The following is a 19,653-nucleotide window of genomic DNA, read 5'->3' on the forward strand; positions in this document are numbered from 1 at the left end:
TAATCAACGTTATCCGGTCGTTTAACCACGAAATCGCAAGTAATCGTTGTAATAGCGATGATTAAATACGAATCTTCCTCCTCCCTCCAGCGCCTCGGACAACTCCTCCGCCAATGGCGCCTGGAGGGCCGCGACGGCGAGATCCAGGAGGTGACCGCCGCCCGCCTCGGCGTCGGCCTGACCACCTACCGCAAGATGGAGCAGGGTGACGGCGGCGTCGCCATCCGTCACTGGATCGTAGCCCTGGAGGCGATGGGCCGGCTGGAGGCGCTGTTCGCCGCGGCGGAGCGGGAACAGGAACTGGTCCGGCTCCTCGACACCCCCTCATCCACCCAGGAAGCCCGCCGCCACCGCGGCCGCAGGCGCAAACCGTGAGCGACTACCGCTACCGCGTCTGGCTCACGCTCACCAATGGCCGGCGCCTCCCCGTCGGCATCTTGGCCGCCACCGATCAACTGCGACCCGGAGCGGCAACCGCCGTGTTCCGCTACGACACGGCCTTCCTTAACTGCACCGACGCGTTTTCCCTCCACCCAGTGGAGCTCCCACTCACCGACGCGGCCCAAATCACCCAACGCCCGACCAGCCTCTTTCACGCCCTGGAGGACGCGCTTCCGGAAGGCTGGGGCTTCGCCATGCTGCTGCGCCGCAGCGGTCTCGATCCCGCCCGCGCCACCAAGTTGGCGATGCTCCGCCACCTCGGCGGCGACGGCCTCGGCGCGCTGGCCTTCAGCGAGGAGGAGCAGCCCCCGCCCCCCTTCACCAGCGAGACGACGATCCACCTGGAGGCGATCGCCGACGCCGCCCACCGCCTGCTCAACCACGAGGCAGTCCCCGACCGCGAGCTGGCCCTGCTGCTCAAGGCCGGCAGCTCCTCCGGCGGCGCCCGGCCCAAGGCGGTGGTCCACGACGACGGCGCCGAATACATCGCCAAGTTTCCCAGCCCCCGCGACGCCATGGATGCCGTCCCCATCGAGGCCGCCACCCTGGAGCTGGCCGCCCGCGCCGGGCTGGAAGTGCCGGAGCGCCAGCTCCGTCAGGTCGGGCCCTGGCCGGTATTGCTGATCCGCCGCTTCGACGTCACCGCGGCCGGCGGCCGCCACCATCTGCTGAGCGCCCGCGCCCTGCTCCGTACCGACAGCGATACCGGTTACGGCTATAGCCACCTCGCGGAGGCGATCCGCCGCCACGGCTACCGCCCCGAGCGGGACATCCCCCAACTGCTCCGCCAACTCCTCTTCAACGTCGCGCTGTGCAACACCGACGACCACCTGCGCAACTTCACCTTTCTCCACGATCCCGCCGGCTGGCGTCTCTCCCCCGCCTACGACCTCACCCCCGCCCGCGCCACCGCCCCGGCCGGTATGGAGAGCGTCGGCTACCGCTATCACCACATCCGGCTCCTTGACGACGACGGCCCGATCGTCGCCACACAGTTGCCGCAGTTGGCCCATACCTTCGGCATCTCCCAGCAGCGGTTGCGCCGCATCCGTGACGAGGTGGTGGAGACGGCGCGGCAATGGAAAGGGTGCATGGAGGGGTTCGGCGTGGCCGGCGAGCAGATCGACCGCCTGCGTGACGATATCGAGCCACGGATCGAGGCGCTAGTCGGTTGAGGAGTGGCGTGTGCCGAGGCGCACTGCCCTCTCCGATCGGTGCGCCTCCTATCGTCGGCACACCCTACCCGAGTTTCATTGTCCGAAGTGGCTCAACGGCTGCCTATGATCGTTGACACAAAGAGCACGAAGAGCCGGGGGACACTTTCCTGTAGGAGCGGCCCTTAGGCCGCGATGGAAGCGAAGTGCGGCGCAAAGAAGTGGCATCTGGCTGGAGCGGACACGGCGTCATCGCGGCCTAAGGGCCGCTCCTACAGGTGGCTTTTCGCGATCCGGACCGGGACGCGAACACTACGGAGCGCCGGAGACGTCCCGCTCCATCGCCTTCAGCATGGCCGTCCCCTTCAGGTGGTGACGCAGGGCCGCGATCACCGTCTCCAGCATCAGCGACCCCCCCTTCATCCCCCGCCGCGCGTCGGTGGGGTCGTACTCCGCCAGCGCTAAGGCGTCCAGCACCGTGCAGCAGAAGAGCACGGTCTCTTCGAGTGTTGGCTGGATCAGGGGGTTGTCCACCGATCCTTCTATTTCCACTCCCATCTCACCCCCTCAAATAGTCTTTTGCACTTACATCGAACGAAAATTCAGATGGTAGCGACACATGGCGTATAGAAATGATAACAAAATATTGGGCGATAAGAACATAAAAAGGCCATATTCGTATTAATGGCCTTCTGGCGTTTTCCCGGAACCGAATAAATGAGCGACCCTTTCACGACCGTTTACGAATTTTCGGTCACAAAGAGATCGCTTATGGACAAGGAAACCATCCACCCGCTACAGCTGCACATCGCCGAGAGGGTCAAGGCCGTCCGGATGGAATGCGGGATCAAACCCGGTCCTGCTGCCGACTTGATCGGCGTTTCCGAAACCCATCTCCGCCGCCAGGAACGGGGAGAGAGTCGCTTCAGCGTTACCCAGCTCTACCTCCTCGCCCGCGCCTGCAACGTCCCGGTGAGCTACTTCTTCACCACCTACGAGTCGCCGCCGGACGAGGCCCGGCGTATCCACGACGTCCTCCTCCGCCAGCCGATGGAGTGGGACCCGGCCCCCCGCGAGGAGAAGGAGGCGGCGCTGATGGCGCTGTGGCGGGCGCTGCCCAGCGAGTCGCACCGCAACCGGTTGCTCAATCTGTTGGAGGTGTTGGTCTACGCCAAGACCGGATGAAGCGGATACGTCGACATCAACCGACACCCCACACTCCCCCGCATCGCCCCATGCTTCCGGCAGATGAAGCGGAAAATATTTCACGGGCGATAACCCTTGATACTGGATTTTTTCCAATTTAAATAGAAAGATATTAGATATCGTGACTGGAAAGCGAACCGGAAAATGAATCTCTCCGAAGCCGCCGCCCTCTCCCCCGTTCTTCCCATCGGTGCCCGGGGACTCGTCGACGGATCGCTGCGCGACCTGGCGTTGACGCTCGGCCAGGAGGCGGCGCGGCTCTCCGGCCGGTTGGCGCCGGCGACCCGGTGGGCCCTGATGCGTACCTTGCGTGCAGTCAACGGCTACTACTCCAACCTGATCGAGGGACACCGCACCCGGCTGGCCGACATCGAGCGGGCGATGCGGGCCGACTATTCGTCGGACAAGGAGAAGAGGGATCTCCAGCAGGAGGCGCGCGCCCACCTGCTGGTGCAGGAGTGGCTGGAGGAGCAGGCGCTCGCGGAGGGTTTCGAGGTCACCTCGCCGCAGTTGTTGAAGAGGATCCACGCCCGCTTCTACGAACCGCTGCCCGAGCCATTCCGATGGATCGAAGACGTCGATGGCAACCGGCGACGGGAGGTGATCCCGGGCCACTTCCGAACGGAGGAGGTGGAAGTGGGCCGCCATCTCGCGCCGGAGCCGACGCGGGTCGCCCCGCTGATGGAGCTCTTCCACCAGCGCTATCGCCCCGCGACCCACCATGGCGACGACAAGTATCTGGCGGCGGCGGCGGCCCACCACCGCCTGCTCTGGATCCACCCCTTCCTCGACGGTAACGGGCGGGTCGCCCGCCTCTTCTCCCACGCCTACCTGACGCACATCTCCGGCGGCCCGCTGCTCTGGTCCGCGTCCCGCGGGCTGGCGCGGGGACTGGAACCGTATCGGGCGGCATTGGTGGAGGCGGATAGCCCCCGCCGCGGGGATCTGGACGGACGCGGGGCACTTTCGGCGCAGGGGCTGGAGGGATTCGTGCGTTTCTTCCTGGAGAGTTGCCTCGATCAGGTCCGTTTCATGGACTCGCTGCTGAACCTCGGCAGACTGCGGGAACGGGTGCTCGGCTACGCCGCCATGCGCGCCGCCGGGGTGGTACCCGGCGCACCGCGGCTACGGGCGGAAGCGGGGGCTCTGCTTGCCGAGACGCTGCTGCGGGGCGAGTTGCCACGGGGGGAGGCGGCCCGCGTCAGCGGCCTGGGCGAACGCACCGCCCGCACCCTGGTCTCCGAGCTGTTGCGCGAGGGGTTGCTGGAGTCCGCTTCCCATCGGGCGCCGCTCACCTTCACCTTTTCGGCGGCGACCATCGAGTACTACTTTCCCCGCCTCTACACCGGTGATCCGCTTTCCGCCGAGGAGACCAGTGCCGCCTATGCGGCGGGGCGCTGACGGGGAGCGGAATGGAAGGTGGCCGCCGGCAACGAAGCGGGTGCGCGAGGAGAAGGAGGCGGCGCTGATGGCGCTGTGGCGGGCGCTGCCCAGCGAGTCGCACCGCAACCGGTTGCTCAGTCTGTTGGAGGTGTTGGTCTACTCCAAGGCGGGGTGACGAGCGCGCTCCACACTCCTTTCCGTTGCTCCGCACTAGGCGGAAATGCCTTCCCGGCAGCACCAGCTGCGGGTTTGAAGACGGAGAACGGCTGCGCCAATGCGATCGCCGACGGTTCCCCCAGTTGTAATTGGCGTGGGGAGTACTCGGGATGGGAAGTGGAAACCTTCCGGCTGCTGCCTCCGTTCGACACGGCGGCCACGGGCCGCCCTATAGGGCGCGCCGTGCGCGCCATGGTGAACGCAGGCACCGCATGTTCGGGTATCCGCCGCGCCTTCCGAACGGGACGTTCCATTCGGGAGGACCATCACGACCTCGGCTCCGCTGCTTTCGTTCCTGTCGGCGCGGTAGCGCCGACCTACCGCTGCGGGGTGTCGGTGACGCATAGGGAGGCCACGGCCCGCCCCACATCGGATCAATCGGCGGGGATCAGCAGCCCGGTAATATCCTCGACGCTCTGCGGTCTGCCCATCAGGTAGCCCTGGCCGATCTCGCAGCCCAGCTCGCGCAGCACCTCGCGCTGCTCCTCGGTCTCCACCCCTTCGGCGACCACCGACAGGCCGAGCGTTTCGGCCATGGCGAGGATGGTCTGGGCGATGGCACGGTCGTCGGGGTTGCTGCCCAGTTCATCGACGAAGGTGCGGTCGATCTTCAGTTCGTCGATGGGGTACTGGCGCAGGTAGGAGAGCGAGGAGAAACCGGTGCCGAAGTCGTCGATGCTGACGGTGACCCCCATCGCCTTGAGGTCGCGCAGCAGGCTGCGGCACTGGTCGGGCTCGAGCATCAGGGCGCTCTCGGTCAGTTCGATGGTGAGCTTCGACGCATCCAGGTGGTAGCGGGCGAGCAGCCGCTGGACCGAGGCGGGGAGGTGGGCGCGGCGGAACTGTTCGCCGGAGATGTTGATGGAGACCCGCGGCGCCTGGAACCCCTGCGCGATCCAGCTGGCCAGTTGGCGGCAGGCGGCGTCGGCGACCCATTCGCCGACGTGGTGGATCAGCCCCGCCTTCTCGGCGATGGGGATGAAGCGGCCGGGCATCACCAGCCCCATCTCGGGATGCTGCCAGCGCACCAGCGCCTCCAATCCGACCAGTTCACCACTCTCCAGGTTCACCTGGGGCTGGTAGACCAGGAAGAGTTCGTCGTTGTCGATGGCGTGGCGCAGGCGGTTGCCGAGCGCCAGGCGCTCGTCGGCGGCCTCCTTGAGGTCGGCGGTGTAGAACTGGTGGGTGCGCTTGCCGCTGTCCTTGGCCTTGTACATGGCGCTGTCGGCGTTCTTCAGCAGGGTCTCCACATCCTCGCCGTCGTTGGGGTACATGGCGATGCCGATGCTGGCGCTGACGTAGACCGGCTGGTCGTGGACCTTGATCGCATTGCCCAGGGCGTCGGCGATGCGCCGGGCGGTGATGTCGGCATCGCCGACGTCGGTCTCCTCGATCAACAGGGCGAACTCGTCGCCGCCGAAGCGGGCGACGGTGTCGGCGGCGCGCACCCCTTCGCGCAGCAGGTGGGCCACCTTCACCAGCAGTTCGTCGCCGGCGGCATGGCCGAGGGAGTCGTTGATCACCTTGAAGTTGTCGAGATCGACGAAGAGCACGGCGAAGACGTTGCCGCGGCGCCCGGCGTGGGCGATCGCCTGGCGCACCCGATCGACGAACAGCGTGCGGTTGGGCAGGGTGGTCAGTTCGTCGTGGGTGGCGAGGAACTCCACCCGGCGCTGCGACTCCTTGACCACGGTGATGTCGCTGAAGATGCCGACGAAGTTGGTGATCTCGCCGTGGGAGTCGTGGACGGTGTTGATGGTCAGCCACTCGGGGTAGACGTCGCCGGACTTGCGCCGGTTCCAGATCTCGCCCTGCCACCATCCCTGCTCCTGAAGCTGGGTCCACATCTCCTGATAGAAATTCTCGTTGTGACGGCCGGAGGCGAGAATCGTCGGCAACTCACCGATCACCTCCTCGGCGGTGTAGCCGGTGACGTTGGTGAAGGCGTCGTTGACGGTGAGGATGTGCTGGGTGGCATCGGTGACCAGGATCCCCTCGCCGGCACGATCGAAGACCCGCGCGGCGAGCCGGAGCTGCTCCTCGGCGTGTTTGCGTTCGGTGATGTCGGTGGACTGGACGCAGATCCCCTGGATGACGTTGTCGGCGCTGAACAGCGGGAAGCGGATCGAGAGCAGGTGGCGCTCCCCCTCGGCCCGTTGCAGGGTCTCCTCCGATTCGATCGCGTGCTGACGGTGGATCACCTCCAGATCCTTGGTGCGGAACCCCTCGGCGATCTTGTTGCCGAAGATCTGGGTATCGGTGCGACCGACCACGGCGTCCGACTTCAGGCCGAAGCTCTTCTCGAACTGGCGATTGACGAATTCGTAGCGCCCGGCGAGATCCTTGAGGGTGATGATCGAGGTGGAGTTGTCCATGATCGCCATCAGCCGCTCGCCGCTCTCGCGGATCAGCCGCTCCTGGGCGAGCCGCTCGGTGTGGTCCATCAGCGAGATGATCGCGCCGAGACTGCCCGGTTTGATCGTCTCGTAGGGGGCGACGTGGAGCAGGTAGTGGCGCTCGTTGGAGAAGATCGACTCCTCGACGATCTGGTTGCCGCGCACCGCCTCGGCCACCTGGCTGGAGAAGTCCTGCATCCCCGGCGGCAGCCGTATCGACGGCAAGGGCTGGCCGATGGAGTGTTCGGAGAGCTGGAACACCGCGGCGGCGGGGCTGTTGAAGCGGGAGATGTTCATCTCCTCGTTGCACACCAGCACCGGGAAGCCGACGCTGTTCTGGATCTTCTCCAGGTCATTGAGCGCCTCGGCCAGTTCGCCGGAGCGCACCTGCAGCTCCTCGTTGACCGTGGTCATCTCCTCGTTGGTCGATTGCAGCTCCTCGTTGGCCGCCTCCAGCTCCTCGTTGGAGGATTGCAGCTCCTCGTTGGCCGCCTGCACCTCCTCGTTGAGCGCCTGCATCTCCTCGTTGGAGGTCTCCAGCTCCTCGATCACCGTCTGCAACCGCTCACGGGTGGAGATCAGCTCCTCCTCCACCGCCTTGACATCGACGTTCTCCTCCGTCGACTCGGCGGACGGGGTGCTGCCGAGCGCGCTCTGCGGTTCGGCCGCCGGTTCGAAGGTGACCAGCAGGTAGGAGCTGGAGACCCCCTGCTCCAGGGGGTGGACCGACATCGCCACCCGCCGTTTGCCCTCCACGGTGTCGATGACGTGGGGACGACCGATGGCGGCGGCGAGCTGCTGCTCGACCCGGTGGGCCAACAGGCTGAGGTCGGCGCGGAACTCGCGGCGCAGCAACTGCTGGAGGTTGGTGGTGGGCCGGCCGGCGGAGACCGTGAGGTACGGGGCGACCTCACCGTGCATGTGCTGGATCTCGAAGGCGGCGTTGATCAGGATGGATGGGGGTACGTAGATGCCGACGGCAGCATCGAGCAGCCGCTGCTGGAGGTTGGTCGGGGCCTTGCCCACGCGCTCCCCGGTTTCCGGCAGGCGCATCGGGGCGGGCGGGATCATCCGCGAGATGCCGGAGCGACGGCGGTAGATGCGGGTGCCCTTATCGACCACCTCGAACAGCCCCTCCTGCTGGAAGATCCCCTCCGACTTGCCGAGGAACAGGTAGCCGCCGGCACGCAGACCGTAGTGGAAGGTGGTCAGCACCTTGGACTGCAATTCGTTCTGCAGGTAGATCATCACATTACGACAGGTGACCAGATCGAGACGGAGGAACGGCGGGTCCTGCACCAGATCCTGGCGGGCGACCACCACCAGATCACGCAGGGTGCGCGAGACCTCGAAACGGTCGCCGGCGCGGGTGAAGTAGCGCGACACCAGATCGGCGCGCATCTCGGCCACCGCGGTGTCGGGGTAGGCGCCGCGGCGGGCCACGGCCAACGCGCTCATATCGACGTCGGTGGCGAAGATCTGGATGCGGTACTGGCTCAGGTTGGGACCGAGCAGCTCGGCCAGCACGATGGCGATGCTGTAGGCCTCCTCACCGGTGGCGCAGCCGGCGACCCAGGCACGGATCTCCTCGCCCGGCTGCTTGTTCTCCACCAGCGGCTGGAGGGCCTTGCGCAGGTTTTCGAAGGCCTCGGGGTCACGAAAGAAGGCGGTGACCGAGATCAGGATGTCCTTGCTCAGGTGCTCCAGCTCCTCCGGATCGGCCTCGGAGAGCGCCAGGTAGGCGTCGAGGTCGGCGACGTGACGCGCCGCCATGCGCCGCTCGATGCGCCGCCACAGGGTCCCCTCCTTGTAACCGCCGAAGTCGATGCGGGTCTGGTGCTTGACCCGCATCAGCAGCTTCTTCAGGGTGGTGGCCGCCACCGGCGGTTTGACCGCCACCGCCACGGTGCCGTGGGAGCGGGCGATCTGGGCGATCTCGCGGGCGATCTCCTCGGGGGTCAACACCCAGTCGACGCAGCCGGTGTCGATGGTCGCCTGGGGCATGCCGCTGTATTTGGCGTTGCCCGGCTCCTGGGCGAAGGTGAAACCGCCCACCGACTTGATCTCGCGCATCCCCGCCGCGCCGTCGGTACCGGTGCCGGAGAGCACCACGCCGATGGCGTCCTCCCCCTTCTCCGCCGCCAGCGAGGAGAAGAAGGCGTTCACCGAGGGACGGGGCATCGCCTCCTTGGGCTCCTCCTGGAGGACGAAACGCCCGTCGCGCAGCACCACGTTGGTGCCGGGTGGGGCGACGTAGAAGGTATCGTGTTCGGGGGCGGCACCGTTCTGGATCTCCTGCACCGCGATCGCCGTCTCCCGACCGAGTAGCTGGACCATCATGCTGCGGTGGGTGGGGGAGAGGTGTTGGATCAGCACGTAGGAGAGGCCGAGATCGGTGGGCAGTGCGGCGATCAGGTTGGAGACCGCCTCCAGGCCGCCGGCGGAGGAGCCGATGCCGACCATGAAGGGGCGGACGGTTGCTTTCTTCGGCTCGCCCTTCGGCTTACTACGGGAGACGGCCTTGCTCTTGGCGGCGCGCTTTTTCGTCGCGCTGGATCTCTTCACCGCCTTCACTGTGCGGCCGGGAGTCGCCCGCTTCTTTTTTGCCGGTTGGGGATCGGGAGGATTGGATGCCACGGGGCGTTACCTGTTGGTATGTATCTCGGAGCGGGCGCACCGACGCGGTTGATTTGGAATGAGATCAATTTCCATGCTTTTCACGGATTCGTCAATTCAATGCGGGTCAATCCCTTAGTTGACCTAACGATTTTTACGTATCTTCCGTTACTCGGACGATGGCGACAAGACCGAGCCCGGAACCGGGGCTTGGGCGTATAGTCCCAGTTCAACATTCCACATCGCCTTACGGGGGGGCCTCGGGATATGAGTCATGCACTGTTTTCTTCGTACGACCTGGCCGGACTGTCGCTGAACAACCGGGTGGTGATGGCGCCGATGACCCGCTGCCGCGCCGCGGAGGGGGACGTACCGACGCCGCTGATGGCCGAGTACTACGCCCAGCGGGCGGGCGCCGGTCTGATCGTCAGTGAGGGGGTGCCGGTCTCCCCCACCGGCCGGGGCTATCTGTGGACGCCGGGGATCTACACCGCGGAGCAGGTGGCCGGCTGGCGCACGGTGGCCGACGCGGTCCACGCCAAGGGGGGTCGGCTGTTCGTCCAGCTCTGGCACGTGGGGCGGATCTCCCACCGCTCGCTGCAACCCGGCGATCAATCGCCGGTGGGACCGAGCGACGCGGTGGCGGAAGGGGCGGTCTGTTTCGCCATCGACGACGCCGGCCATCCCGGCAACGTCGCCACCTCTCCGCCGAAGGCGCTCGATCAGGCGGGGATCGCGGCGGTGCGCGAGGCCTTCGTGGCGGCGGCGCGCAACGCCCTGGAGGCGGGGATCGACGGGGTGGAGATCCATGGCGCCAACGGCTATCTCTTCGACCAGTTCCTCAATTCGGCGGTCAACGATCGCGGCGATGCCTACGGAGGCTCGGTGGAAAACCGTTGCCGGCTGCTGCTGGAGACGGTGGATGCGGTGAGCAAGGCGATCGGCGCGGCGCGGGTGGGGGTGCGCATCTCCCCCAACGGGCGGTTCAACGCCATGCCGGAGGATCCGGAGATGGAGGCGACCTTCCTCCATCTGGCGGCGGAACTGGGGCGACGCGGCGTCGCCTACCTGCACATCAACGACCAGCTCACCTTCGGCCTGCCGCCGATCCCGGAGGGGTTGATCGCCAAGCTGCGCGCCGCCTTCGGTGGGGCGGTCATCGTCTGCGGCGGCTATGACGGGGAGCGCGCCCGCGCCGCTATCGACGGGGGTCTGGCCGATCTGGTGGCCTTCGGCGTGCCCTTCATCGCCAATCCGGACCTGCCGGCGCGGCTGGAGAACGGCTGGCCGCTGAATGAGGCCAATCGGGACACTTTTTACGGGGGCGGGGCGGCGGGGTATACCGATTACCCGGTCTATACGGAGTAGGGCGCCGAATACTCGGGTAGGGTGTGCCGACGACAGGAGACGCACCGGTCGGAAAGTGGTGCGCCTCGTACCTCGGCACACCCTAGGAGCCTGTCGGACTATGGATGAATCGGCCATAGGCTCGATCCGCTTCCCGGCTTTTCTTCAGGTGGACCAGCAGCAGGGAGATCGCCGCCGGGGTAATCCCGGGGATTCTGGAGGCCTGACCGATGGTGGCGGGCTGCTGGCGGGAGAGCTTCTCCCGCACCTCGTTGGAGAGGCCGCGCACCTCGGCATAGTCGAGCGACTCGGGAATCGCGGTCTCCTCGTGGCGGCGGGACCGTTCGATCTCCGCCTGCTGGCGTTCGATGTAACCGGCGTATCGGGTCTGGATCTCCAGCTGTTCGGCCACCGTCTCGTCGTCCACGCCGGGACCGGCGCCCGGCAGGCTCATCAGCGCCCGATAGCCGACGTTGGGCCGGCGCAGCAGGTCAAGGAGGTTGTGCTCCCGGCTGATCGGCTGGCCGAGGACGCGCACCGCCTCCGCCTCGGGGAGGGTCGCGGGCCGTAGCCAGCTCTCCCGCAGCCGCTGGCGCTCCCGCTCGATCCCCTCCCGCTTCTCCTCGAAGGCGCGCCAGCGCAGCTCGTCCACCAGCCCCAGCTCTCGGCCCTTCGGGGTGAGGCGCAGGTCGGCGTTGTCCTCGCGCAGCAGCAGGCGGTGCTCGGCGCGGGAGGTGAACATCCGGTAGGGCTCGGCGGTGCCGCGGGTGATCAGGTCGTCGACCAGCACGCCGAGGTAGGCCTCGTCGCGACGCGGGCACCAACCCGCTTCGCCGCGCAGGCCGCGCACCGCGTTCAAGGCCGCGAGCAACCCCTGGGCGGCGGCCTCTTCGTAACCGGTGGTGCCGTTGATCTGGCCGGCGAGGAACAGTCCCTCGACGGCGCGACTCTCCAGGGAGGAACGCAGGTCGCGGGGGTCGAAGTAGTCGTATTCGATGGCGTAGCCCGGACGGGTGATCACCGCCTGCTCCAGCCCTTTCATGGAGCGGACCAGGGCGAGCTGGACGTCGAAGGGGAGCGAGGTGGAGATGCCGTTGGGGTAGACCTCGTGGGTCTCCAGTCCCTCCGGCTCCAGGTAGACCTGGTGGCTGTCGCGGTCGGCGAAGCGCTGGATCTTGTCCTCCACCGACGGGCAGTAGCGGGGTCCGACCCCTTCGATCACCCCGGTGTACATGGGGGATCGGTCGAGGCCGCCGCGGATGATCTCGTGGGTTTGCGGGTTGGTGTGGGTGATGTGGCAATCCACCTGCCGCGGATGGTCTTCGCGGCAGCCGAGGAAGGACATCACCGGCAGGGGATCGTCGCCGGGTTGTGCTTCCAATTGGCGGTAGTCGATGGAGCGGCCGTCGATCCGCGGCGGGGTGCCGGTCTTCAGCCGCTCGACCCGTGGGGACAGCTCCCGCAGGCGACCGGCGAGGCGGTTGGCCGGCGGGTCGCCGGCACGGCCCCCCTCGTAGTTTTCCAGGCCGATGTGGATGCGCCCGGCGAGGAAGGTACCGACGGTGAGCACCACCGCGGGGGCGCGGAAGGCGAGCCCCATGGCGGTGACCACCCCGGCGACCCGCCCGCCCTCGACGATCAGGTCCTCCACCGCCTGCTGGAACAGGGTGAGGCCGGGCTGGTTCTCCAGGGTGCGGCGCACCACCACTTTGTAGAGGGCGCGGTCGGCCTGGCAGCGGGTGGCGCGCACCGCCGCCCCTTTGGAGGCGTTGAGCATCCGCCACTGGATGCCGGCGTGGTCGGCGGCGAAGGCCATCAGGCCGCCGAGGGCGTCCACCTCCTTCACCAGGTGCCCTTTTCCAATGCCGCCGATGGCCGGATTACACGACATCTGGCCGAGGGTCTCGATGTTGTGGGTCAGCAGCAGGGTGCGGGCACCCATGCGCGCGGCGGCGAGCGCCGCTTCGGTACCGGCGTGACCGCCGCCGACGACGATCACCTCGAAGGTTTCGGGGTAGTTCATGGTCAAGTTGTCTATTTCCCGATACAGAACGAGGAGAAGATCCGGCCGAGAAGGTCGTCGGAGGAGAATTCACCAGTGATCTCACTGAGCGCCTCCTGGGCGGCACGCAGCTCCTCGGCAAGCAGTTCCCCGGCACCGGTGGCGTGGAACACCTCATTGCCGGCGGCCAGGGCGCGGTCGGCCCGGTCGATGGCGTCGAGGTGGCGGCGGCGGGCGATGAAGGCCCCTTCCTCCCCACGTTGGTAACCCATGGTCTCCTCGAGGTGACGGCGCAGCCGATCGATGCCGAGATCCTGTTTCGCCGACAGGCCGATCTCCCTCCCCAATTCGCCGTCCCGCTCGAACGGCTGAACACCGGTGAGGTCGATCTTGTTGCGGGCGACGGTGACCGGCAAACGTTCGGGGAGCCTGGCAACGATTGCCCATTCCTCCTCGGCAATGCCGATCCGGTCATCCACCACCACCAGCAGTCGATCGGCCTTTTCGATCGCGCCCCACGCCCGCCGCACCCCCTCCCGTTCCACCGGGTCGTCGGTCTCGCGCAGACCGGCGGTATCGATGACGTGGAGCGGCATGCCGTCGAGCTGGATCTCCTCGCGCAGCAGGTCGCGGGTGGTGCCGGGAATCTCGGTGACGATGGCCGATTCCCGGCCCGCCAACCGGTTGAGCAGGCTCGACTTGCCGGCGTTGGGGCGGCCGGCGATGACCAGGGTCATCCCCTCGCGGAGCAGGCAACCTTGACGGGTGGAAGCACGGAGGTCCCTTATCTCGCTCTGGATGGAGGATAAGTCAGTACTCACTTTTCCGTCGGAGAGGAAATCGATCTCCTCCTCCGGAAAGTCGAGGGCGGCCTCCACGTACATGCGTAGGCCAATCAGCGACTCGGTCAGCTGATGGACCCGCTCGGAAAACGCCCCCTCCAGCGAGCGCAAGGCGGCACGGGCGGCCGTCTCGCTGCCGCTGTCGATCAGATCGGCCACCGCTTCCGCCTGGGCGAGGTCCATGCGTCCGTTGAGGAAGGCTCGCTCGGAGAATTCGCCGGGGCGGGCGAGGCGGGCGCCGAGGACGAGGCAGCGCTGGAGCAGCAGGTCCATCACCACCGGTCCGCCATGACCCTGCAACTCCAACACCTCCTCACCGGTGAAGGAGTTGGGGGCCGGAAAATAGAGGGCGATACCGTGGTCGATGGGATCGCCGTCAGCGTCGCGAAAGGGACGATAGCCGGCGTGGCGGGAAGGGGGAAGATGGCCGAGGAGGGCCGGGGCGATGTCGGGGACCGCCGGGCCGGAGAGACGGATGATCCCCACGCCGCCACGCCCCGGGGGCGTGGCAATCGCCGCGATGGTGTCGTTATCGACCATGCAGAAAAAAAGGTCCGCAAATGAACGCAAATGAACGTAAATCGAGGAGGCTGAATCCCCTATTTGCGTTCATTTTCCTCTCATTTGCGGACATCTTTTTCTTAGGTATTGGCCGCCTCGATGCGCTTGGTGATCACCCACTGCTGGGCGATGGAGAGCCCCGAGTTGACGACCCAGTAGAGCACCAGACCTGAGGGGAAGAAGGCGAAGAAGACAGTGAAGACCAGGGGCAGGGTCATCATGATCTTGGCCTGCAACGGGTCGATCGGCGCCGGGTTGAGCTTCTGCTGAATCACCATGGTGATGCCCATGATGACCGGCAGCACGTAGTAGGGATCCTTGGTGGAGAGATCGTTGATCCACAGGATCCACGGCGCCTGACGCATCTCCACGGTCTCCAGCAGCACCCAGTAGAGGGCGATGAACACCGGGATCTGCACCACGATCGGGAGACAACCACCCAGCGGGTTGATCTTCTCGGTCTTGTAGATCTCCATCATCTTCTCGTTCATCTTCTGCTTGTCGTCGCCGTACAGCTCCTTGAGCTTCTGCAGCCGCGGCTGCAGCTTGCGCATGTTGGCCATCGACTTGTAGCTGGTCTCGCTCAACTTGTAGAAGAGCAGCTTGAGCATCAGGGTGACGGTGATGATCGCCCAACCCCAGTTGCCGAAGACGCCGTGCAGCCAGTTCATCAACCCGAAGAGTGGTTTGGCAATGACCGTGAGGATGCCGTAGTCGACGGTCAGGTCCAGACCGGGAGCCAAGTCGGCCATCATCTTCTGGATCTTCGGACCGGTGAAGAGCTTGCTGGTATAGGTGTGCTCGCCACCCGCGGGAACACTCGCCTCGGGGGAGACCATGCCGATGGCGTAGCGGCCACCGGAGAGTGACTTGGCGTAGTAGTGATCGCTCTCTTCCGACTGCGGGATCCAGGCGACGACGAAGTAGTGCTGGATCATCGCCGCCCAGCCACCCTGGATCTCACGGGAGAGATCGTGCTCCTTCATCTTGGGGAACTTGATCTTCTCGTATTTGTCCTTCGGGCTATAGATGGCCCCGCCGGTGTAGGTATACAGGAACATCGATGCGCTGCCGGGATCGGTGCGCTGCAGCTGGCGATACTGGCGGGCACTCCACGGCGCACCACCGGCGTTGTTCACGACGTGCTCCACCTCGACGTCGTAGGCGCCGCGATGGAAGACGAACCGCTTGGTGACGGTCACCCCGTTCTCTCCATGCCAGACCAGCGGCACCACCAGGGTGTCGCTACCGTCGGCGAGGCGGTACTCCTCCTGCTCGGCGGTGTAGTGGGCGTGGTGGTCCGGGGCGTTGCTGCCGAGCAGACCCGATTGGGCGACGTGGAAGATCTTCTCGTCGTCCAGCAGACGGAACGGGGTGGGGTCGTCGATGGAGACGGGGTAGTGGCGCAGGTCCGCCCGACGAACGGTGCCGCCGACGGTGTCGATCTCCAGGTCCAGCATGTCGGTGACCACCAGGATCCGCTTGCCGGTGGAAGCGGCGGGCTTTGCCGCGGCCGGCAGATCGGCGGTAGCCGGAGTGCCGGGCAGATCGGTGTCGGCGTCGGATATCGGGGAGGTGGCCGACTCGGCCTTGACGGGGGAGGGGGCCTGGGTGGTCGCCGCGGCGGGCGGGCGCGGGCCGTAATCGATCTTCCACTGTTGCCAGATAAACAGCAAGATGAACGAAAAGGCGACGAAGAGGATCAGCCGTTGGTTATCCATGGGTGCACTTGGGATGGTGGGGTTTCTTGTCGGGCACCGGGTCGAAACCACCCGGATGCCAGGGATGGCAGCGGAGGAGGCGGCGAAGACCAAGCCAGCCGCCACGGAGCGCGCCGTGGGTCTGGATGGCCTCCAGGGTATAGTTGGAGCAGGAGGGATGGAAGCGGCAGTGCTGGCCGATGAAGGGGCTCAACAGGTACTGGTAGGCGCGGATCAGTATGGTCAGGAGCCTTTGCATTGGCCGATCAGCCTTTCCCAGTGTCGCTCCAGGGAGCGGAAGAGGTCCGCGTTGCTCGTGGTCCGCGCAGTCGGCTTGGCAAGCACGACAATATCGAGATCGGCCAGCCGACCGCGGGTCCGGCGAAACGACTCACGGACAATCCGCTTCAACCGATTCCGGCCTACCCCGTTGCCGGCAGCCTTCTTGGAGACGGCGAGACCGAGGCGCGCGAAAGGATTGCCGGTGGAACGCCCGAGCACGGTAAAGCAGGCGTCGCCTGAGCGCAACGCCTGTTTGAATACTGCCTGGAATTCGCCCGGACGCAGCAGCCGGGCCGCCCGTGGAAACCGGGTATCGTCCGCCAAACGAATCAGACGGAGAGGCTGGCGCGACCCTTGGAACGACGCGCCTTCAACACCTTCCGGCCGTTCTTGGTGGCCATGCGGGCACGAAAACCGTGGGTGCGCTTGCGCTTCAGGACGCTGGGCTGAAAAGTACGTTTCATGGTGATGAATCCAGAAATTGGGCCGGAAAATTCGGAGCCGCGTAGTGTATTGGGGAGACTTCAGGGTGTCAATCAAAATGATCGTCGCAACCAGGAAAAACGGAGCGAACGCTCAGGCGGGTGCTCCCGCCCGGGTCCACCAGGCACGGATCGAACCGAGTATCGACGGGCTACTAGTTCGCCACAGCGTTGCGGGATAGACTGGACGACCCGGGAATTGGTTCCGTCGAATTTCCGGGATTCACTTCGTCGAGACCAACCCAATCATCCGCCGGTTTAAGGAGAGGAGCGCTTTGAACAGTCCGCTCTGGCAGCGCTGTCTCGGGGATCTTCAACAGGAGTTGCCCGAACTCGATTTCAACACCTGGCTTCGACCGCTGCAGGCAGTCGAGGGAAACGGAGTGCTTCGACTCCTCGCCCCCAACGATTTCGTCCTCGACCGGATCAAGAAGCAGTTCTACCCGCGCATCATCCAACTGGTTGAACAGACCGCCGGGATTCAGGCGCCGCTGGTTCGTATCGAGGTCGGCAGTTTTCAGCCCGCCATATCCAATGCACCCCGGAAAGAAGACGAGCGGGGAGTCACCGACACGATCGGCCGTCGCGAACCCGAAATGGCGGTCAGTAGCAATCTCAATCCAAATTTCAATTTCGATGCATTTGTCGTCGGTAAATCCAATCAGCTGGCGAAGGCCGCCTCCGAGCAGGTCGCGGAAAACCCGGGGGGCGCCTACAACCCGTTGGTGATCTATGGTGGCGTCGGTCTCGGCAAGACCCATCTGATGCACGCGGTCGGCAACGGCATCCTCTCGCTACGCCCCCGTGCCAAAGTGGTCTACCTCCATTCCGAGCGATTCGTCGTGGACATGGTAAAGGCCCTTCAACACAACACCATCGACCAGTTCAAGCGACTCTATCGCTCGGTCGATGCGCTGTTGATCGACGACATCCAGTTCTTCGCCGGCAAGGAGCGCTCCCAGGAGGAGTTCTTCCATACCTTCAATGCGCTGCTCGAAGGTCAGCAGCAGATCATCCTCACCTGCGACCGCTATCCGAAGGAAGTGGACGGAGTGGAAGAGCGGCTGAAGTCCCGTTTCGGCTGGGGGCTATCGGTCGCCATCGAACCCCCGGACACGGAAACCCGCATCGCCATTGTCATGAGCAAGGCCGAAATCATGGGGGTGCATATGCCCTATGACGTCGCGCAGTTCGTTGGACAACGGATCCGCTCCAACATCCGGGAACTGGAGGGGGCCCTCCGGCGCATCATCGCCCACACTACCTTTACCGGGAAGCCGATCTCACTTGCCCTGGTCAAGGAAGCACTACGCGACCTGTTGGCCCTCCACGAACGCTTGGTAACCATGGACAACATCCAGAAGACGGTAGCGCAGTACTACAAGGTTCGCGTCGCCGACCTGCTTTCGAAGAGTCGCAGCCGCTCCGTTACCCGCCCCCGTCAAATCGCCATGGCGCTGTCCAAGGAGCTGACCAATCACAGTCTACCGGAGATCGGAGACGCCTTCGGCGGCCGCGACCACACCACGGTGATCCACGCCTGCAAAAAGGTTCAGGAGCTGCGCGACTCCGATCCCCAGGTTGAAGAGGACTACTCCAACATGTTGAGGATCCTGTCGACATGATGTGGATATGTTGTAGAAAACCTGCTACAAGTGGCCGACAGGGAAGTTATCCACAAGATGCGCACAGCTCATCCACCGGATCCCAACGGATTCATCAGACGGAAACTTCACTCTAATCCTATGTTTTTAAAAGGATATGTTGAGTTTTCCACAGTTGGGCCACGGCCTAACAGTAACAACAAGTCTTTATTTCTCATTCTTTTTTAATGAAGTGCCATGAAATTCACCATCAACCGAGAAGCGTTGCTAAAGCCTCTTCAATCCGTAATCGGAGTCGTTGAACGTCGGCAGACACTGCCCATTCTCTCCAACGTGTTGATCGACGCGAAGGATGGATCGATCGGTATGGTTACCACGGACCTTGAAGTCGAGCTGTCGGCCGGTATCGACGTGGATATCGAGGAGGAGGGGAAAACAACGGTTCCTGCTCGTAAGCTCTTCGATATCTGCAAGGCGTTACCCGAAGGCGCGGCGATTACGGTCGACAAGGAAGACGAGCGAGTGGTCGTCAAAGCGGGACGTAGCCGATTCACCTTGTCGATTCTCCCCCCCGATGATTTTCCTGTCGTCGACTCCCTCAGCAACCCCTCCACCTTCACGGTCGAAGAGGGGGCCTTCAAGCGATTGATCGACAAGACCTCCTTTGCCATGGCCCAGCAGGACGTCCGCTACTACCTCAATGGTCTGATGTTGGAAATGACGGGAGACGAGCTTCGAGCGGTGGCCTCCGACGGTCACCGGCTGGCGCTATGCGAAATACGTGGAGGTTTCGGTTTTTCACCCAGTCGACAGGTCATCGTTCCCCGCAAGGGCATCATGGAACTGAGTCGTCTGTTGGACGGGGGAGACTCGACGATCGAAGTGGCGGTAGATGAAAACCACATACGAATCCAACAGTCCAACTTCCGTTTCACCTCCAAGCTGATCGATGGAAAATTTCCCGATTACCGACGGGTCATGCCGACGAACGCTAGCCGGACACTGCAGTCGGAAAGGGAGGTACTTCGCAGCGCGCTTCAGCGCACGGCCATTCTCTCCAACGAGAAATACCGTGGCGTTCGTCTCGATCTGGACGGCAACCGGCTCCGTATTCAAGCCCAGAATCCGGAACTGGAGGAGGCCGAGGAGGAGCTGGAAGTCTCTTACGACGGGAGCGCTATGGAGATCGGCTTCAACGTCAATTATCTGGTGGACGCGCTTAGCGTCATCGACGACGGAGACGTGAGTATCCGGCTCAGTGACCAGAACAGCAGTTGTTTGATCGGCGGCACGCAAAGCGAGGACTGCAGATATGTGGTGATGCCAATGCATCTGTAAATCGCTCGGGAACGACGATTCGCTTCTTCAAGGCCCCCTTTAACGGGGGCTTTTTCACGCCGCAATTCCTGTTAACTCGCACT

16 protein-coding genes are annotated in these 19,653 nt (G+C 64.7%); 8 read left to right on the top strand and 8 right to left on the bottom strand.

What is annotated here, in order from left to right; translation table 11 throughout:
* The first annotated feature begins 57 nt into the window (after positions 1-57).
* Positions 58-375, top strand: a complete 318-nt coding sequence (locus ACYQ2W_RS02995) for a hypothetical protein (RefSeq protein WP_459863112.1) — start codon at positions 58-60, stop codon at positions 373-375.
* Positions 372-1,616 (top strand): type II toxin-antitoxin system HipA family toxin, encoded by a 1,245-nt coding sequence (locus tag ACYQ2W_RS03000; RefSeq protein ID WP_459863113.1) that lies wholly within the window; start codon positions 372-374, stop codon positions 1,614-1,616. Before ACYQ2W_RS02995 ends, ACYQ2W_RS03000 begins: the two co-directional genes overlap by 4 nt.
* A 291-nt stretch (positions 1,617-1,907) precedes the next feature.
* On the opposite strand, the gene ACYQ2W_RS03005 is transcribed toward ACYQ2W_RS03000, so the two are convergent.
* On the bottom strand, positions 1,908-2,129 hold the full coding sequence (locus ACYQ2W_RS03005) for a hypothetical protein (RefSeq protein WP_459863114.1): 222 nt from the start codon (positions 2,127-2,129) through the stop codon (positions 1,908-1,910).
* A 237-nt stretch (positions 2,130-2,366) separates the two neighbouring features.
* On the opposite strand from ACYQ2W_RS03005, the gene ACYQ2W_RS03010 reads away from it, so the two are divergent.
* The 3 genes from ACYQ2W_RS03010 (at position 2,367) to ACYQ2W_RS03020 (ending at position 4,359) form a co-directional block, all read left to right on the top strand.
* The gene (locus ACYQ2W_RS03010; protein ID WP_459863115.1) at positions 2,367-2,780 is read left to right on the top strand and encodes a helix-turn-helix domain-containing protein; all 414 of its coding nucleotides are present in this window, start codon (positions 2,367-2,369) and stop codon (positions 2,778-2,780) included.
* A gap of 165 nt (positions 2,781-2,945) precedes the next feature.
* The gene (locus tag ACYQ2W_RS03015) at positions 2,946-4,202 is read left to right on the top strand and encodes a Fic family protein (RefSeq protein ID WP_459863116.1); all 1,257 of its coding nucleotides are present in this window, start codon (positions 2,946-2,948) and stop codon (positions 4,200-4,202) included.
* Positions 4,186-4,359, top strand: a complete 174-nt coding sequence (locus ACYQ2W_RS03020) for a hypothetical protein (protein WP_459863117.1) — start codon at positions 4,186-4,188, stop codon at positions 4,357-4,359. The genes ACYQ2W_RS03015 and ACYQ2W_RS03020 overlap by 17 nt, the downstream gene beginning before the upstream one ends.
* A 415-nt stretch (positions 4,360-4,774) precedes the next feature.
* Here the strand turns inward: ACYQ2W_RS03020 and ACYQ2W_RS03025 are convergent, their stop codons facing one another.
* The gene (locus ACYQ2W_RS03025) at positions 4,775-9,361 is read right to left on the bottom strand and encodes an EAL domain-containing protein (RefSeq protein WP_459863118.1); all 4,587 of its coding nucleotides are present in this window, start codon (positions 9,359-9,361) and stop codon (positions 4,775-4,777) included.
* 318 nt (positions 9,362-9,679) lie between these two features.
* Between ACYQ2W_RS03025 and ACYQ2W_RS03030 the strand changes: the two genes are divergently transcribed.
* On the top strand, positions 9,680-10,780 hold the full coding sequence (locus ACYQ2W_RS03030) for an alkene reductase (protein WP_459863119.1): 1,101 nt from the start codon (positions 9,680-9,682) through the stop codon (positions 10,778-10,780).
* An 82-nt stretch (positions 10,781-10,862) separates the two neighbouring features.
* Here ACYQ2W_RS03030 and mnmG read toward each other — a convergent pair whose 3' ends face one another.
* The 6 genes from mnmG to rpmH form a co-directional block, all read right to left on the bottom strand.
* Positions 10,863-12,782 carry a tRNA uridine-5-carboxymethylaminomethyl(34) synthesis enzyme MnmG gene (gene mnmG, locus ACYQ2W_RS03035; protein WP_459863120.1) on the bottom strand — a complete coding sequence of 640 codons (1,920 nt, stop codon included), beginning with the start codon at positions 12,780-12,782 and terminating at the stop codon, positions 10,863-10,865.
* 11 nt (positions 12,783-12,793) lie between these two features.
* Positions 12,794-14,143, bottom strand: a complete 1,350-nt coding sequence (mnmE, locus tag ACYQ2W_RS03040) for a tRNA uridine-5-carboxymethylaminomethyl(34) synthesis GTPase MnmE (protein WP_459863121.1) — start codon at positions 14,141-14,143, stop codon at positions 12,794-12,796.
* Between the two features lie 101 nt (positions 14,144-14,244).
* The gene (yidC, locus tag ACYQ2W_RS03045) at positions 14,245-15,885 is read right to left on the bottom strand and encodes a membrane protein insertase YidC (protein ID WP_459863122.1); all 1,641 of its coding nucleotides are present in this window, start codon (positions 15,883-15,885) and stop codon (positions 14,245-14,247) included.
* Complete coding sequence (gene yidD, locus ACYQ2W_RS03050) at positions 15,878-16,123, bottom strand: membrane protein insertion efficiency factor YidD (RefSeq protein WP_459863123.1); 246 nt, start codon at positions 16,121-16,123, stop codon at positions 15,878-15,880. The genes yidC and yidD overlap by 8 nt, the downstream gene beginning before the upstream one ends.
* A complete protein-coding gene (gene rnpA / locus ACYQ2W_RS03055) occupies positions 16,108-16,470 on the bottom strand; it encodes a ribonuclease P protein component (RefSeq protein ID WP_459863124.1) in 363 nt (120 codons plus the stop codon). The genes yidD and rnpA overlap by 16 nt, the downstream gene beginning before the upstream one ends.
* Positions 16,471-16,475: 5 nt before the next feature.
* Positions 16,476-16,610: a 50S ribosomal protein L34 gene (gene rpmH, locus ACYQ2W_RS03060; protein ID WP_459863125.1), complete on the bottom strand. Its 135-nt coding sequence runs from the start codon at positions 16,608-16,610 to the stop codon at positions 16,476-16,478.
* Positions 16,611-16,903: 293 nt separating this feature from the next.
* Between rpmH and dnaA the strand changes: the two genes are divergently transcribed.
* Positions 16,904-18,253, top strand: coding sequence for a chromosomal replication initiator protein DnaA (gene dnaA / locus ACYQ2W_RS03065; protein ID WP_459863126.1), 1,350 nt, complete (start codon positions 16,904-16,906; stop codon positions 18,251-18,253).
* A 216-nt stretch (positions 18,254-18,469) separates the two neighbouring features.
* A complete protein-coding gene (gene dnaN / locus ACYQ2W_RS03070; protein ID WP_459863127.1) occupies positions 18,470-19,570 on the top strand; it encodes a DNA polymerase III subunit beta in 1,101 nt (366 codons plus the stop codon).
* Positions 19,571-19,653 lie beyond the last annotated feature (83 nt).

The organism is Endothiovibrio diazotrophicus, from assembly GCF_054657215.1.

What these genes read in the sequence shown, in the direction of transcription:
- yidC (WP_459863122.1), bottom strand. Translation starts at nt 15,885, where the DNA reads ATGGATAACCAACGGCTGATCCTCTTCGTCGCCTTTTCGTTCATCTTG.
- ACYQ2W_RS03015 (WP_459863116.1), top strand. Translation starts at nt 2,946, where the DNA reads ATGAATCTCTCCGAAGCCGCCGCCCTCTCCCCCGTTCTTCCCATCGGT.
- mnmG (WP_459863120.1), bottom strand. Translation starts at nt 12,782, where the DNA reads ATGAACTACCCCGAAACCTTCGAGGTGATCGTCGTCGGCGGCGGTCAC.
- dnaN (WP_459863127.1), top strand. Translation starts at nt 18,470, where the DNA reads ATGAAATTCACCATCAACCGAGAAGCGTTGCTAAAGCCTCTTCAATCC.
- ACYQ2W_RS03030 (WP_459863119.1), top strand. Translation starts at nt 9,680, where the DNA reads ATGAGTCATGCACTGTTTTCTTCGTACGACCTGGCCGGACTGTCGCTG.
- ACYQ2W_RS03010 (WP_459863115.1), top strand. Translation starts at nt 2,367, where the DNA reads ATGGACAAGGAAACCATCCACCCGCTACAGCTGCACATCGCCGAGAGG.
- ACYQ2W_RS02995 (WP_459863112.1), top strand. Translation starts at nt 58, where the DNA reads ATGATTAAATACGAATCTTCCTCCTCCCTCCAGCGCCTCGGACAACTC.
- mnmE (WP_459863121.1), bottom strand. Translation starts at nt 14,143, where the DNA reads ATGGTCGATAACGACACCATCGCGGCGATTGCCACGCCCCCGGGGCGT.
- yidD (WP_459863123.1), bottom strand. Translation starts at nt 16,123, where the DNA reads ATGCAAAGGCTCCTGACCATACTGATCCGCGCCTACCAGTACCTGTTG.
- rpmH (WP_459863125.1), bottom strand. Translation starts at nt 16,610, where the DNA reads ATGAAACGTACTTTTCAGCCCAGCGTCCTGAAGCGCAAGCGCACCCAC.
- ACYQ2W_RS03020 (WP_459863117.1), top strand. Translation starts at nt 4,186, where the DNA reads ATGCGGCGGGGCGCTGACGGGGAGCGGAATGGAAGGTGGCCGCCGGCA.